At 44.3% G+C, this 15,833-nt stretch carries 12 protein-coding genes; 8 read left to right on the top strand and 4 right to left on the bottom strand.

Going from position 1 to position 15,833, the window contains the following annotated elements:
• Window positions 1–46: 46 nt before the first annotated feature.
• The gene (locus tag QT979_RS12720) at window positions 47–2,323 is read left to right on the top strand and encodes an FdhF/YdeP family oxidoreductase (RefSeq protein ID WP_333310315.1); all 2,277 of its coding nucleotides are present in this window, start codon (window positions 47–49) and stop codon (window positions 2,321–2,323) included.
• A 158-nt stretch (window positions 2,324–2,481) separates the two neighbouring features.
• Here QT979_RS12720 and QT979_RS12715 read toward each other — a convergent pair whose 3' ends face one another.
• Window positions 2,482–3,714 carry a glycosyltransferase family 2 protein gene (locus QT979_RS12715; protein WP_333310313.1) on the bottom strand — a complete coding sequence of 411 codons (1,233 nt, stop codon included), beginning with the start codon at window positions 3,712–3,714 and terminating at the stop codon, window positions 2,482–2,484.
• Between the two features lie 505 nt (window positions 3,715–4,219).
• Here QT979_RS12715 and QT979_RS12710 point away from each other — a divergent pair.
• Both QT979_RS12710 and QT979_RS12705 read left to right on the top strand, forming a co-directional pair.
• Entirely contained in the window at window positions 4,220–4,666 is a 447-nt protein-coding gene (locus QT979_RS12710; protein ID WP_333211569.1) for a hypothetical protein, read from the top strand.
• A complete protein-coding gene (locus tag QT979_RS12705; protein ID WP_333310311.1) occupies window positions 4,660–7,161 on the top strand; it encodes a protein kinase domain-containing protein in 2,502 nt (833 codons plus the stop codon). Before QT979_RS12710 ends, QT979_RS12705 begins: the two co-directional genes overlap by 7 nt.
• 250 nt (window positions 7,162–7,411) lie before the next feature.
• Here the strand turns inward: QT979_RS12705 and QT979_RS12700 are convergent, their stop codons facing one another.
• Window positions 7,412–8,824, bottom strand: a complete 1,413-nt coding sequence (locus QT979_RS12700) for a hypothetical protein (RefSeq protein WP_333310309.1) — start codon at window positions 8,822–8,824, stop codon at window positions 7,412–7,414.
• A 76-nt stretch (window positions 8,825–8,900) separates the two neighbouring features.
• Between QT979_RS12700 and QT979_RS12695 the strand changes: the two genes are divergently transcribed.
• Window positions 8,901–9,926, top strand: coding sequence for a hypothetical protein (locus QT979_RS12695; RefSeq protein WP_333211562.1), 1,026 nt, complete (start codon window positions 8,901–8,903; stop codon window positions 9,924–9,926).
• A gap of 153 nt (window positions 9,927–10,079) precedes the next feature.
• On the opposite strand, the gene QT979_RS12690 is transcribed toward QT979_RS12695, so the two are convergent.
• Window positions 10,080–10,403, bottom strand: a complete 324-nt coding sequence (locus tag QT979_RS12690; protein ID WP_190735279.1) for a TMEM14 family protein — start codon at window positions 10,401–10,403, stop codon at window positions 10,080–10,082.
• A gap of 125 nt (window positions 10,404–10,528) precedes the next feature.
• On the opposite strand from QT979_RS12690, the gene QT979_RS12685 reads away from it, so the two are divergent.
• The 4 genes from QT979_RS12685 (at window position 10,529) to QT979_RS12670 (ending at window position 14,294) form a co-directional block, all read left to right on the top strand.
• Window positions 10,529–11,833, top strand: coding sequence for an ATP-binding protein (locus QT979_RS12685; protein WP_333310307.1), 1,305 nt, complete (start codon window positions 10,529–10,531; stop codon window positions 11,831–11,833).
• A gap of 238 nt (window positions 11,834–12,071) precedes the next feature.
• Window positions 12,072–12,518, top strand: a complete 447-nt coding sequence (locus QT979_RS12680) for a tellurite resistance TerB family protein (protein WP_333211559.1) — start codon at window positions 12,072–12,074, stop codon at window positions 12,516–12,518.
• Window positions 12,519–12,670: 152 nt separating this feature from the next.
• A complete protein-coding gene (locus QT979_RS12675) occupies window positions 12,671–13,096 on the top strand; it encodes a thioesterase family protein (RefSeq protein WP_333211604.1) in 426 nt (141 codons plus the stop codon).
• 226 nt (window positions 13,097–13,322) lie between these two features.
• The gene (locus tag QT979_RS12670) at window positions 13,323–14,294 is read left to right on the top strand and encodes a putative 2-dehydropantoate 2-reductase (protein WP_333310305.1); all 972 of its coding nucleotides are present in this window, start codon (window positions 13,323–13,325) and stop codon (window positions 14,292–14,294) included.
• Window positions 14,295–14,395: 101 nt separating this feature from the next.
• On the opposite strand, the gene QT979_RS12665 is transcribed toward QT979_RS12670, so the two are convergent.
• The gene (locus tag QT979_RS12665; RefSeq protein WP_333211555.1) at window positions 14,396–15,814 is read right to left on the bottom strand and encodes a 2-succinylbenzoate--CoA ligase; all 1,419 of its coding nucleotides are present in this window, start codon (window positions 15,812–15,814) and stop codon (window positions 14,396–14,398) included.
• Window positions 15,815–15,833: the final 19 nt, after the last annotated feature.

Here is a 15,833-nt window from a genome sequence, read left to right as displayed (position 1 = left end):
CTGCCTTTCTTCAACTAATCCGCAATTCAAACAAAAGGTAAACCACATGGATGTCAATTCTCAAAATGTCCAACCAATCCCGCCATTCAACGAGACAAACGAGGAAACACCAGAGATAGGTGGCGGTTTGCCTGTAATAGAATATTGGGCAAAACATACATTGTCCCCGGAAGGCCCAAAACTTTGGAAAACTTTGCTGCACAAAAGTGCTTGTTTGTCCTGTTCTTGGGGCACGGGTGGGCAGAAAGGAGGTTTTACAAATGAAGAGGGCGAAAAACTTCAGCGGTGCATGAAAAGCGTCGAAGCAATCTCCGCTGAAATCAAGCCGGCTATCTCAACTCAATTTTTTGAACAGCAGAGTATTGCAGAACTACAGCAATTAACTTCAATGGAAGCCGATAGGCTGGGAAGGCTGAGTTTTCCGATGATTTTGCGGGCTGGTTCCTCTCATTACGATCGCATTTCTTGGCAAGAAGTTTATCAAATTGCCGAAGCTGCCTTTCGCAAAACCCCCGAACGAGTGGCATCCTACAGTTCTGGCCGTTCTTCCAACGAAGCCGCTTTTCTGCTGCAATTGATGATGCGGGCGATGGGTTCCAATAACTTAGCAGATTGTTCAGATCTCTGCCACGCTCCCTCGACAGTCGGGTTAAGCGAAATGTTTGCCACCCGCACGTCGTTAGTGAGTCTAGAAAACTTGAAGGAAGCAGATTGCGTCGTGCTCGCGGGCAGCAATTCTTCCTACAACCATCCCCGCTTGATGAACGAATTGATTAAAATTCGCGACAAAGGCGGTAAAATAATTGTAATCAATCCGGTGATGGAAATCGGATTAGTCAAGTTTGGTTCTCCCGCATTTCCTGTCAAGTCGCTCATCCCCGGTTCCGATATTTCCTCCCTATACTTGCAACCAATTCCCGGCAGCGATACGGCGCTCTTTGTCGGCATTCAAAAGTCTATAATTGAACAAGGTTTGCTGGACGAAAGCTATTTGCAAGCTCATACAGAAGGCTGGAAATCAGTAGTCCAGCACGCCCGCGAAACCGCTTGGGAAACTATTACTAAAACCTGCGGAGTTTCCCAAGCAGAAATTGAGGCAGCCGCCAAAATTATCGGCACATCCCAGCGGGTTGTATTCGGTTGGGCGATGGGAATTACCCAACACGGTAACGGTGTAGATAACGTTTTCAGCATTGCAAATACTGCCTTAATGACAGGAAATGTCGGCAAAGAAGGTGCAGGATTAATGCCCGTCAGAGGACACTCAAACGTCCAAGGATTTGGCTCTATGGGCGTCACTGTGAAGCTGAAAAAAGAAATTCAACAAGCTTTAGAAAAGTTATTAAATCGTCCCCTCAGTCCTGTTAAGGGTTACGAAACTCGATCGCTCATTGAAGCAGCAGATGCAGGCAAAGTCGATACGCTGATATGTCTGGGCGGTAATTTGTATGGGGCGAATCCAGATTCAACCCAGGCAAAACGCGCTTTAGCCAATGTTGAAACCGTTATCTACCTCGCAACCAAACCGAATTTAGGGCATTTTCACGGATTAGCCAAGCACAATACAATTGTGATTCCCGTCCTGAATCGCTTTGAAAACCCCCACAAAACAACGGTGGAATCGGGGAATAATTTTGTGCGTTTAAATGATGAGGGCGAAACTCATCTCCAGAATTCGGATTTGATTCCGGAAGTGCATTTTTTAACAGAATTAGCCAGTCGAATTCACGGTGATTTTCCCGTTGATTGGCGCCAACTTCAAGACACAAAATACGTTCGGCAATTGATTGCTAAAACTATTCCTGGCTATGAAAAAATAGCCACAATTGATGAAACCAAAGAGGAATTTACCATCAGCGGTCGCATTTTTACAGAACCTAAATTCCCTACAGAGTCTGGGAAAGCGAAGATGTTTGTCACGCCTTTACCTAAGCTGAAATTACCGGAAGCGAAAGAATTTGGAGTATCGGAGTCAACACAGGGTATTGTTGTGGCCTTGATGACGGGACGCAGCTATTCTCAGCATAATACTGTCGTCTACAAAATTGATGACAAATACCGGGGAATGCCGCACCGCAACTGCATTTTGATGAATCGCGCGGATGCAGAAAGCACTGGTTTTCAAGAACATCAGCGGGTTACTGTGCAGGGAAATGTGGGGAAAATGGAAAATGTCGAGGTGATTTACGGGGCGGTTCGTGAGGGTGCTGCTTTGATGTTTTATCCTGAAGTTAATGTGATTTTTCACCCGGAGATTGAAAAGCGATCGGGCACGCCTGCTTACAAGCGCGTACCTGCTTTTGTATACGCGGAAGTTCGGTAACGGATGTAACGGATGTAACGGATGTTATGATTAGCTCTGCCTTCGGTCTTCTATAACTCACATTTTCGATGATTTTTAAGAACAGGCAAGATGCCTGTTCCACAAGGAGTTAATTTTTTGTGGGGTGGGCATCTTGGCTGCCCCTATGCAAGTCTTAATTAACTCTTAATTTGCAAAGTTCTACCGCGCCAAGTCCACCCCCAACCGGTTTCGGTTTTAATCGCAGAACCGATCGCCATCGCGGCCACTAACGCACCTCCCAAACCTCCTAACCACCAGTATTTCGTCGGACATTCCGAAATCTCGGCACCCAAGCGGCGCAAAGTGTAATGCTGCCAAGTTACGATTATTACTAAGAAGGAAGAAGGAAGAAGGAAGAAGGAAGAAGGAAGAGAGAAGACGGAAGAAGAAAGAGGGAAGGCAGAAATTATTTGTTTCAGAATAATGAATAATCCTATCCACGGCATAGGATAAATAAAAAACATAATTGCAGCCATGTAAACCATCAAGCCCCAACTGCGGTTAGCGCCGAGATACAAATTCTTTGTCCAGCCTTCCCACAATGCGCTCCAAGACCGATACATCCGCACGGATGCCAAATTTGACCCGGAATAAAGCCCGAGCTTTAAACCCGCACGTTTGATGCGCCTAGCTAATTCCACATCTTCCACAATTTCGCTTGCAACTGCTTCGTGACCGCCGATTTTTTCGTAGGCCGATCGCCTAAATAGCATGAATGGGCCACCGGCAAAAGCACTGTCTGTTTTCGAGGGATCGTTGACGGCGGTAAAGTCGTAGCAAACTGCTAGGTGATTGAACATTATCGGCTGTACTAACCACTCGGCCAAACACTCACAAACCAGCGCTGGCATACAGGTGAACAAGTCTATTTTCTCGGTTTCGGCTGTGGCGATAGCGGTTTCGATCGCCCCTGGTTTGAGTCGCACGTCGGCATCGATAAATAATAAGAAGTCTCCGGTTGCTATTTGAACAGCTTGGGCGCAAGCCCAGTTTTTGCCCGCCCAATATTGGTTGGTTGGTCGCGGCTGACCTGCTAATATTTTCAGCCGGGGGTCGTTGAGATGCTGTTGCAGGGTTTGCCCGATCGCTAACGTGTCGTCTGTCGAGCGATCGTCTACAATTAAAACCTCTAAGTTGTCCACAGACAGCGGTGTACTCTCCAAAATGGCGATCGCGCAATCCCGAATATTCTCTGCCTCGTTGTATGCTGGTACGATTACCGAAACTTTAGGGAAATTTGCGGCGGACTCCGGTGAGGGTCTCGTGGAATTTCTGTCGGTTCGAGGCGCATTTTCGACCGATCGGCGCAAATTCTTAGTGTAAGCTCTACTTACAATCAGAGAAAAAATTAGCAGGGTTAACAATATCAAAGCGAACTGACCTCAAAATTTCGGTACAGGATTTGTCTCCCTAAATATTAAAAAATATTAAAACAAAAAGCTAGTCGATCGCCCGAAAAGTTATTTTGACCCCCTCGCATCCAGGATACAAGCCCCCAGATTCATCCGTGGGGTCAATCTAAAATCTAAAATCTAAAATCTAAAATCGATTGACCGAAAGCATCCGGGATACAAGCCCCCGGATTCATCCGTGGGGTCAATGCTTCAATCTAAAATCTAAAATCTAAAATCTAAAATCGATTGACCAACTCTTTTGCTATAATTTGTGAGCATCTTTCGGCTCGCCCGCAGCGAGGGGCAAGACCCCTCACCCAGACAGCGACCGAAAAGCCGAGGATAGATATCAGTTTTCAGAGGATATTGCAATGGGCGAATTTTTTACAGTCGATGTGTTTGCGAACACGATAGCGGTACTCGGCGCTTTGGGTTTTTTCTTTTTGGGATATCAAGCTTTGCAGATGTTGAAAAAATAAATATGTCAGAACTGAGATGTTACACCATTGTCAAGAACGGGCAAGATGCCCGTTCCACAAAGAATAATTTTTCTTGTGGAACAGGCATCTTGCCTGTTCCTCAACAAGTAATTGAGAATGGTGCAATATCTCAGTCAGAAGTCAGAAGTCAGAAGTCAGAAGGAAAGAAGGAAGAGGGAAGAAGGAAGAGGGAAGAAGGAAGAAGGAAAGAAAAAAGAAGGAAAGAAAGAAGAAGGAAAGAAACAACTATTCCGAATACCCAATGCCCTGTTTTGCCAATGCCCAATGTCCTGTTTTGCCAACGCCCTGTTTTGCCAATGCCCAATGCCCTGTTTTGCCAATGCCCAGGAACACCTAATTTACCTGAAAAAGGCTATACAACTGACTCAACATTGCCACTGTTTCTTGCGAAAATCAACCAAAAAAAGGCTGCGTTATTATCATGGTGAGCCAACTTTTAGATGGACGCTATCAAATCATTGAAGTCATAGAAACAGGAGAATTTGGACAAACCTATCTGGCCAAAGATATTCGCCGTCCCGGAGAACCGCAGTGCTTTGTCAAGCACCTGCGTCCCGGTACTACCGAACCAAAATTAATTAATACTACGCGCCGTCTTTTTCAAAAAGAAGCAGAAGTTCTAGAAAAGCTCGGTCAACACGACCAAATTCCTCAGCTATTCGCTTATTTTGAAGAAAATGAAGAATTTTTCTTAGTTGAATCTTTTGTTGCCGGTCACTCGCTATCAACCGAGATTGTACCGGGCAAGCCTCTAACTGAAGAAAAAATGATTCCTTTGCTGAAGGAACTGTTAGAAATTTTAGTGTTTGTACATGGGCAGGGAGTTATTCACCGAGATATTAAACCGGCAAATTTAATCCGCCGCTATTCAGACAACAAGTTAGTTTTGATTGACTTTGGCTCGGTGAAAGAAATTCACATCGCTCAAAGACAAGCGCCGGTAACTGTGCGGATTGGCACTCTGGAATATATGCCGATCGAACAATTTCAATACAACCCGCAACTCAACAGCGATATCTACGCTTTGGGAATGATTGGCATCCAAGCAATGACGGGTTTGCCGGCTTACGACTTGCCGAAACTGCGGGATTTGAAAAATTCTAATAAAGGCGAAATTGTTTGGCGGCATTTAGCCACCTGTTCCCAAGCGCTGGCCGATGTTTTGGACAATATGGTGCGCTACGATTTTCGGGAGAGATACCAGTCGGCGGCGGAAGCTTTAGCCGATTTGAGGAAAATTGGCGATCGCTCGCGGGCGCGGATTCCCAAGCTAACAATATATCGCGAAGAAGTCGATCGGCGCAGCAGCAGTCGGGGTGATATTACAGTTGTCGGTCGGAGAATATTAGATGAACTGCGCGTCAGTTTGGAATTGCTGCCAGAAGAAGCAGAGGCGATCGAAGATGAGGTATTGAACCCTTACCGGAAATACAGGGAAAAAGGCGAACGCTACGAACAATCACTGCAAGAAGCAATGCAGCAAGAATATCCCTTTTCTCTGGAAACTCGCGACGAATTAAAACGCTTGCAGCAAGTTTTAGGGCTTACCGACGAAGATGCCGCGAAAATCGAAGAATTAGTCATTCCTAAATCTTTATTTGCTAAATTGTACAAGGCGATCTCCACAGTTTTGGAGGGACACCGCAACCCCAATGGGCCACCAGCCAGCAGTGCCCCTCAACTCGAATTGCAGGCAAGTCCGGCGGTATCCTCGCAGGTAAATATGAACGGAAAAACCGATTTGTCGAGATCCAGCCCAGCAGCACTTGTCCCCAAAGAAACTCGCAAATTCAATCCTTATCTTGCCGGGGCAACAATTGCGGCTATCTTAGCTGCGATCGGCGGAATTTACGGATATCTCAAGTGGCAAGAATGGCAGCAGCGAGCCCAGCAAGAATCCCAAGAGTTCAATCAAATTGCAGCTCTTTATAAAGCCAGCAATTATGAAAGCTGCATCAGCCAAATACCAACAATTGCCAACACTTCCAGCAGCTATTCATCCGCTCAGGAGTTACAAGAACAATGCCAAGCAGGTCTGCTGTGGAAGAACGCCAAAGTCAAAAATTTCGCTCAGCATTCCGATGCCGTTGGGTCTGTTGCTTTCAGTCCAGACGGCTTAATGTTAGCCAGCGGTTCTAAAGACAAAACCATCCAAATTTGGGATTTAGCTACAGGCAAGTCGATCCGCACTTTTCCAGGAGATTCCTCCACCGTTTGGTCGGTTGCTTTTGACTCCAACGGTACGAAACTGGCGACTGGAACCGGTTTTTGGCGAGTCATGCTGTGGGATTTGAAAACAGGGCAAGTGATTCGCAGTCTCGACCACACTGCTTCTGTTTGGTCTGTCGCTCTCAGCCCCGACGGACAGCTTGTGGCTAGTGCCAGCGGAGACAAAACCACAAAGATTTCCGATGCAGCAAGTGGTCGTTTGATTCAGAGTTTTCCAGACCATACAGATTTTGTTTATTCTGTTGCTTTCACTCCAGATGGAAAAAGTTTGGTTAGCGCTTCTAAGGATAAAAAAATTACAGTGGTGGATGTCGCAACAGGGGCGTTGCTCAAAACTATAGAGGGACACGGCGACGCGGTGAGGTCGGTTGCTGTGAGCCCAGACGGCAAGACAATTGTTAGCGGTTCTTACGATGAAAGTATTAAAGTCTGGAATATCGAAACAGGAGATTTAATTCGGTCTATCCAGGGACATTCGGACGATATTGTCTCGGTTGCTATCAGCCCGGACGGGAAGTTTATTGCGAGCGGGAGCAAGGATAAAACTATTAAAGTTTGGGATTTTGCTACCGGACAATTGCTTAATACTTTGACGGGACATTCCGATGAGGTTTATGTAGTGACTTTTAGTCCCGATGGCAAAACTATTGCTAGCGGTTCTAAAGATAATACTATTAAGTTGTGGTTGAGGTAATCAGAAGGAAGTTCGGCAACGGATTATGTAACGGATGTAACGGATGTAACGGATGTAACGGATGTAAAAGATAGAAGGAAGAAGGAGAAATAGTCCTTGACGCACAGATTATACTTGTAGGGTGGGCAGTACACACCTTACTACTACAGATAGTGTAACAATTGAAAAGTTGTATCTACGAGGGAAGAAGTCAGTCAACAGTCAACAGTCAACAGTCAACAGTCAACAGTATCCATTAGTCATTGGTCATTTAATTGGTATAATTTAGCTCGTTTTTTAAGGTTTTGGGAAAGTGCCAATAAGGCGTTTCTAATTCGTCCTCAGTTGGATAATTTTCAGGCGATTTCTCTCGGATTTGAAAAAAGTGGTAGAGGTTAGCCACAGTTAAATCGGATATTTCTTGCCAATTCGAGGCAGCTAAAGCTTGATAGCCAGTAGCGATCGCCTGCTGGCTGACATAAAATTCGTATCTCCGGCGAATTTCCGGCGACACAGCGAAGGTTAGCTGGTCACGCAAGGATAGAAAGTGAGACTTTTGCTTTAAAGTTTCATAAAGGGAAGGTTCCGCAGCTAATACCGCGAATGTAGTGTACACGCTGCTTTTTAACGTCTCGGCGGTGAGTTTATCTAAACTAGCTAACTGGTGCTGCTCTTTTGGAGACAAAGTTTCCATCCAATCAACCTCATTCTGCCAAAATTCTATTACACTTAAATCATGACCTAGAATCCTAGTAACTTCAGGAAATAAAAAATCTAGTTCTGGTTCGGATTGACATCCTTTAACAACAGTTAGAAGATTTTGACAAATTTTTGATTGGAGTTCCAGGAGGCGATCGCTCACCATATCGTAGGCCCGCTGCAAGTGAAACGTGACCCCGATCGCCTGCTCGATCGCCCAAACACATTCCATTTGCCTGAGTTGTCCGGCAGAAGACAGCCCCTCCAACAAACTGGGATTATCATAAATTTTTAAAGCTTCAAACAGCATATCTCGCCCGCTATTAATTTCGGAATTCCGAAGTTTAAGATCGGGCACTGTCAGGGCTGACTGACAGCGTTTGATAGCTTTAGAAAAAATCTCGTAACCGTTAACCAGTTTCTGGCGGTGCATTTCAAAACTAGAGTCGTGAGCCACCTTGAAAATCTGCTGGATCACCTCTACTCCCCTATCTTTGAGGATGTGTCTGAGATCGATAAATCCGTCTTTAATTTTTAGCTTCTGGTGCTTTGCCTCTTCTCGGATTTTTAATACTTGGTTGAGGTTTACTGCTGACAAAACTGTGCTCGATACAGTGCCAATACCAATGACAGCAGCAGTTGCTTGGATCACTGCCAAATTAATTTTCAGAGAGTTAAGCATTCTGTATATTTTTTGAAACCCCTGATGAGTTTGAGCCACCTGCAACGGCGCCACAGTCACGTATACGGGAGCTACCAGAGGCTGTATGGGGCCACCTCCGGCTAACTGTGCGAGCAATCCTATAACTCCGCGCGAGGATAGAGTTTCACTTCTTGATTGATAAAAAATTTTTGCGATCTCCACAAACTCCCCTGTCACCGGATCTCTAGCAGCAGGGAGCAATTTTCCTGTTTTGGCACCAGGCTGTACAAGGTTGCCACTATTGAGTCGCGCCTGAGTTGCAGGGGTGAATATATAATCCATGTGGTGACTCAGTTTCCATTCAAAAAGGCAGATGTTTTGTATTGTATGCTGTTTAGGGAAACGAGGCAGAAAGGAAATGAATGAGTATCTCAAGGCATTCCAGGCTATTACCCAGTTTAGCGATCGATTGTTGGCAGACGAATATCAATCCGTGGAGATTAAACAGTCAGCTACCCAACTCAGCTTAGATGTGGAACCTTGTATTGACGAAATTAAGCAATCTGCCATCAGACTCAAAGTGTTACTTCAGGTATGTTTCAAAGATGTATCTCAGGCTGAGGATGTCTGGAATAGCAAGCCGAGAATTGCTGGAGCATCTCCTGTTGATGTCTGGGAGCAAATTGGCGAACTAAGCGGATGCGATGTGAGAATTCGCACTTTAGGAAAACATGGCAAATATGATGCTGTTGCTAAAGTTCGCAAATCTTGGAGCGACAAGGCGACCAAGCTAAAAAATCAGTGGTTTTTGTGGGATAAAAATTCTCAAGTCTTTCAAAGAGATACTATTGGTTTTTTTGAAAAAGATAATTTGCACAAAGAGTTGCGGAATGAAGTTGATTCACAGGCAGAGCGAGTGATTTTAATTATGGAGAATGAACTCAGTTTAATTTTTAAAGAATTACAATCTATTGATATAGAAAAAATTGAATTTTGTATTGAATGCTTTGACCTAAACAGTCAGTCTAAATTTAGAGAGCGACTACAATCAATAGGCGGGGAGATTGTATCGAAGTTTACGGAGCCACTGAAATATTTGCCGGGTTCTTATATGAAAAATTTTAAAGAAACGCTGAAAGAACCTGTAGAAACTCTGGTTTATAAAAGCAAAATGGGAATCAGTGTGGTCGATTTTGAAGAGTCCTGTAAAGTGATTGGGTTAATCCTGGATAATGTAATCATAGCAGTTTTTGAGGAGCGCATGAAACTGGCAATTCAAACAGTTGAAAAAGCGATTAAATTCTACAATAATTTTTTAGAGAAGCAGGCGTGGTATCAAAAAGAGACGCCGGAACAGCGATCTGCGGAAAAAATTTGGATCCAATGCCAGCGGCAGCAACTCAGGGAAGTTCAGCAGTATATTGATGCAGTCATTAGTGGTTAGTCATTAGTCATTAGTCATTAGTTATTGGTCACTGGTTATTGGTTAGTAGTTATTGGTTATTGTTTATTGGTTATTAGAACGAACAACTAACAATTAACAAATAACCACTGACCACTAAAAACAGTCAACAGTCAACAGTCAACAGTCAACTGATTATTGATATTGACCGCTGATTTCGTAAACGATCGCGCCCAAAGACGCTAAGCTAGCTAAAATTAGCATCCCGGCGGGCATGAATTTTTGAGTTTTAACAAGGCGCACAATAAAGACTATTACTAAAACAGCGGAGATGGCTGCTGCTAATGTTAAACCCCAACTTTGTCCCATAAGCTGGGCGGTGCCGGCAAAAATTAGCAGGGAACCGCTAATCAAGCCGGAAATCAGCGAGGCTTGGCTTTTGGCCTTGATATAACCCATGATGCCGCCAACCAGTGTTAAAATGCCGTAGCCGATCGCGGCTGCTGTACCTAAATTCATTTTTAATCCTCCCGATTTCACAAGTGCATCTAAATTTATACAGCGTGGCCTGCAATTAGTGTCACGAATTGTTAGAAAATTTATTAAAGCCAGTCAGGATATGTAACTGTTATACAATTGCCATTATGTCAGCCCTAACTTCTGGTGCGATCGCCCAAATCCGTTACCTCCAGCGCCAAGCAGCATCCCTGCTGCTGTATCAATCTGTTTTCAAAAGCCCTGTCGGTCAAGCCTTTCTCGATTTGCTGCAAGCCCTTCACCACAGCGAAGTCAGCGGTTTGGAATGTCAGGTAGCTTACGGGAATTGGTTCAAACTTCAGGCTGCTAAAAATTTAAGCTGGAAAGATTCTCTGATTTCCGAAATTCTCAAAGACGAAAACCCCTTTTCACGCCGAGCACAGCAAACAGATTTTGCAAGTTTGCCCCCCGCTTTGGTGGAGGCCGCCCGACATGATTTAGAAGTGCTGCAAAATATTTACGAATGCAGCAGCGAACAGTTGAGCAAGTGGGTGCGGGTAGCGGGTCAACTTGACGCAGTGCCTCCGATTTGGCATTCCGAAACTGTAGCAGAACCGGGAGATTTGCCCCTGCACGGGAAACTGGAAAAATGGTCTAGCGCTACGGAATCTTTGGCAGCTTATTACCGACAGTTTGGCACTGGTTTGTTTGCCGAATATCGCGCTTTTGCGTGGCGGGTAGGGCAGTTAGCGACTATTTCGCATCCCGATGGCATAACTTTAAAAGAGCTGGTTTGCTGCGATTGGCAGCGGGATGCTTTGGTGAAAAATACGGAGTTTTTGCTAGCAGGTTATCCGGCTTTGCACGTCTTGCTATACGGCAGCCGCGGTTCGGGCAAGTCTTCTTTGGTGAAGTCGCTATTAAATGAGTTTGGATCTCGCAATCTGCGCTTGATTGAAGTATCTAAATCGGATTTGCAAGATTTGCCGCTAATTGTCGAGCAGTTGCGGGGAGTTCCTCAAAAGTTTATTATTTTTGTGGATGACCTGTCTTTTGAGGAAGATGATGATGCTTTTAAAGCTCTGAAAGTTGTGTTGGAGGGGAATGTCACTGCTCGCTCTCAAAATGTGGTAGTTTATGCCACATCTAACCGCAGACATTTAATTCGAGAGTTTTTTGACGACAGGCCTCGCCCCCGCGACGGAGATGAAGTTCACGCTTGGGATACTGTGCAGGAAAAACTTTCATTTAGCGATCGATTTGGCTTGACTTTAACTTTTGAACCGGCCGATCAAAACACTTATTTAACAATTGTTCGGCATCTGGCAGAACTTGCTGGAATAAAACTCGCTGCCGATGATTTGGAGCACCGAGCTAAAGAATGGGCAACTCGTCGCAATGGGCGATCGGGCAGGACTGCGCGGCAGTTTGTTGATTTCCTGAAAGCAGATTTAGCCCTTTTTGACAAGTAGATTGTCGGCGCTGGCAGGGCGGATTTTACCTGAGATATGGCAAGGTAATTCAGGATCTAAATAAACCCGCCATTGCAGCGCCGAAGGGCGAAATAAAAATTCTTAATTTTTTCATAATTTTATTGATAACAACTAACTAACAAAATTTGATATAATTATCAAAATCCCCAAAGAAACCTCCAGAGCCAGAACCTATCCTGACTCCCTAAATCGACCACTAAATAACGAGGAAAATATCATGGGTTTATTTGATAAAGTATCGCAGACTCGCCAAGAAACGGACGTAACGTTAGGACCGGCAGAAGCATTTGCGGCGATCGCGCTAATTGCCGTAGCAGCCGACGGTTACATCAATGACAGCGAAAGTAAAGCGATTAGCATGACGCTATCTCGGATGCAACTGTTCCGCAGCTATCCGGATGACGTTATGAGAAAAATGCTCGAACGCCTGCTGATGATTCTGCAACGGCAAGGAGTTGAGGTACTGTTTAATGCGGCTTTAGCAACGCTTCCAGACGAACTTAAAGAAACCGTTTTTGCTGTGACAACTGATATCGCTTTAGCCGATGGCGAGGTTTCCGAAGAAGAAGAACAACTTTTGAACGATCTTTACAGTGCATTGGGGCTTTCCGAAGATATTGCCCTCAAGATTATAGACGTGATGTTAATTAAGAACAAAGGTTAAGAAATCAGGGGAAGGAGTGAGGAGGGCGAGTTTTACAATATAAAAAATTAGCGCCTACTTACTTAGCTAATAACTTCTCCAAAAGTGCGGGTTTACGGATATGATGGTTGGTAAAATTCAGATCCAATTTGCGATCGCCGTTACTAACTCAAATGCCTTTCACTTACACCCGCACTGTTCGCTTTCAAGATACCGATGCTGCTGGAGTCGTTTACTTTGCTAACGTTTTGGCGATGTGTCACGAAGCTTACGAGGCATCTCTAGCAGCATCTGCAATCAATCTCAAAGCATTTTTCAGCAATCCCGAGGTTGCCTTTCCCATAATTCATGCTAGTGTAGATTTTTATCGCCCAATGTTTGCGGGTGATCGGCTGATAATTCAATTGACGCCCAAACAAGTTACTGGCGATGAATTTGAAATTGCCTATCAAATATTTTCTGAGCAAGTTGCAGGAAGAAGCGCTGCTAAAGCTCTTACTAAGCACGTCTGCATCGATGCAGTTAGCCGAACTAGAAAACAGCTATCTGAAGACTTGATGCAGTGGATGAGGAAAATTGAGATTGAGATTTCAGATTAGTTATATCTTTAAATAATAACAGGGAATGACAGTCAGTCGATTTTAGATTTTAGATTTTAGATTTTAGATTTTAGATTTTAGATTTACTTGCAGCATTGAATCTGGGAGTTTCAACTTTGGTCTAAAATTTTGGACTGAGCGCGACTTAAGTACGTGGCACGGTATCCGTTGTTGAGCGGGGTCTAATTTCTTTTAGGTTGAGAACTTTTTCGGAGTTTTTGATAGTATGTCAAATCGCAATTATGCCATTGTAGGCACGGGAGCTTTAGGGGGATTTTATGGTGCTAGACTGCAACAAGCAGGTTTAGAAGTCAATTTTTTACTACGCAGCGATTACGATCAGGTCAAAAAACACGGCTTGATTGTCGAGTCTCCCGAAGGCGACTTCACCCTCCCCCACGTCCGCGCCTACCACGACGCGCACAAAATGCCTCAGTGCGACGTAGTAATTGTAGCCCTGAAAACAACTCAAAATCACTTGTTGCCCCAAATTTTGCCTTCTTTATTAAAGGATAATGGCGCAGTTTTAGTATTGCAAAACGGATTGAATGTCGAACCGGAAGTAGCTAAAATTGTCGGTGCAGAACGAGTGGTTGGCGGACTGTGTTTTCTCTGTTCTTATAAAGTTGGGCCAGGTCACATCTGTCACCTAGATTACGGCACTATTACGCTGGGAGAATATGCCCAAGACTACAAGCCCATCGGTATTACTGATAGATTGCACCAAATTGCTAAGGATTTTAAACGTGCTCATATTCCTATTAAAATGAGCGAAGATTTGCTATTATCAAGGTGGAAAAAGCTGGTTTGGAATATTCCTTATAACGGGCTGTCTGTAGTGTTGGATGCGAGAACTGACGAACTGATGGCTAATCCCGATACTCTGATTTTAGTTAAGGAAATCATGGGGGAAGTGGTAGCGGGAGCAAAAAGTTGCGATCGCATTATTCCCGATGACTTTATCCCACAAATGCTTGAATACACTCAGAAAATGAAGCCTTACCGCACGAGCATGAAAATCGATTATGATGAATCGCGACCTCTGGAAGTTGAGGCGATTTTTGGTAATCCGATATGGGTGGCGCAGCAAGCAGGTATTAAGTTGCCCCAAATAGAGGTACTTTACCGAATGTTGAAGTTTCTAGATGTTCAAAGACAAGAAGCAGAGAGGACGAGAAGGCTATTAGGTTTGTCGTAATTAGTCAGTTGACAGTTGGCTGTTGACTGTTGGCTGTTGTCAGGAGTCGGAAATAAGCATGATAAATTCTGCCTTCTGCATTGATTGCGATCGCCTAATAATTATTGATATTCGAGCGCAATTTTTTGTAATTGTTCTCGATTAACTTTGCCTTGAGAATTGCGCGGCAATTGTTCGACGATTACCCAATATTTCGGTCGCTTAAACTTGCTCAACTTATCTTCTATTGCCGCTTGCAGATTTTTGACAGTAACTTCGGAATTAGCGGGAACGTAGATAGCCGTAACGACTTGACCCCAATCTTTGTCTGGCAAGCCAATTACAGCAATATCCGCCACTAAATTAGTCGATCGCACAACGGCTTCAACTTCCGGCGGAAATACATTTTCTCCGCCTGTAATAATTTTGTCGCTGCTGCGTCCGACAATATTTAAGTAGTTATTTTTATCAAAAAATCCCAAATCGTCTAATTGGAAATATTCGCGATCGCCAAAATTTTCAGGATAATAACCCAACGCCAAAGAGTTAGCATTTATAGCAATATTTCCGATTTGATTGTCGCACAAAATCTCCCCATTTGCACTGCGAATAGTTATTTTAGCGTGCGGTAAACTTTGACCAGAACTGTTATTACCCGCGAGAAAATCTTGGGGTTTTAGTGTAGCAATTTGCGAGGCAGTTTCGGTCATGCCGTAACTGGGCGCTAATTTGATTTGATAGTTTCTAGCTGTTTCTAAAAGTTCCGGCCAAGCGGGAGCACCGCCCAAAAGTACAGCACGAAACCGTCCCAGCCAATTAGCTGTATCTGGGTTTTGCAGCAGCCGTTGCAGTTGAGTTGGAACTAAAGAAATGAAAAATTCTTCTGGTTCGATGTCGCATATTTTACCCTTTTCTAATTCTTTAAAGGGCTGAATAGCCAGTTTTCCTCCGGTAGTAAACGATCGCATGAATTGCATTAAACCGCTGACGTGGTATAATGGCAAAACGCAGAAAGAGTTAATTTTGTCAACTTGAAAATATTGTTGAAAACCTTGTACTGATGCGGTTAGTGTTTCCCAAGTGTGGATGGCAAAACGGATTTTTCCTGAAGAACCGCCGGTGGGAATCATAATCGTATCAGAACCGCTTTTAGTCGGCGAATGGAATTCGCGGCTACACAAACGAAGTTCGCCTTCGCGGACGGGGATATGGGGATTTTTGGGAAGCGGGTATTGTCCCAAAATTAAGTCGGGTTGGACTAAATCAAAGACTTGTTGCCATTCTTGTTTTACCCAGTTGGGATTGCACAGAAAAATCGGGCATTTGGCGGCGCGGGCGGCGATGAAACTGGCCAGAAATTGCACGGGTTCTGGTTCGGCGAGGCAAATTTTTGGGGGTGTTTTTTGTGCGGGATTCTGGGTGATTTCTTGAAATAGCCGATCGACAATTCGGGCAAATTCGCGACTGTCACAACCGATCAGCCAATTATCGGACAAGCTAGCCGCGATATCCAGGATATTTACTGTTAGATTTGTTGCCATAGATGCTTTCACCAAGTTT

This window comes from Microcoleus sp. w2-18bC1, from assembly GCF_036700365.1.
Classification (GTDB): Bacteria; Cyanobacteriota; Cyanobacteriia; order Cyanobacteriales; family Microcoleaceae; genus Microcoleus.
Note: the sequence above shows the minus strand (reverse complement) of the source record. Positions and strands in the feature narration are given on the sequence as shown.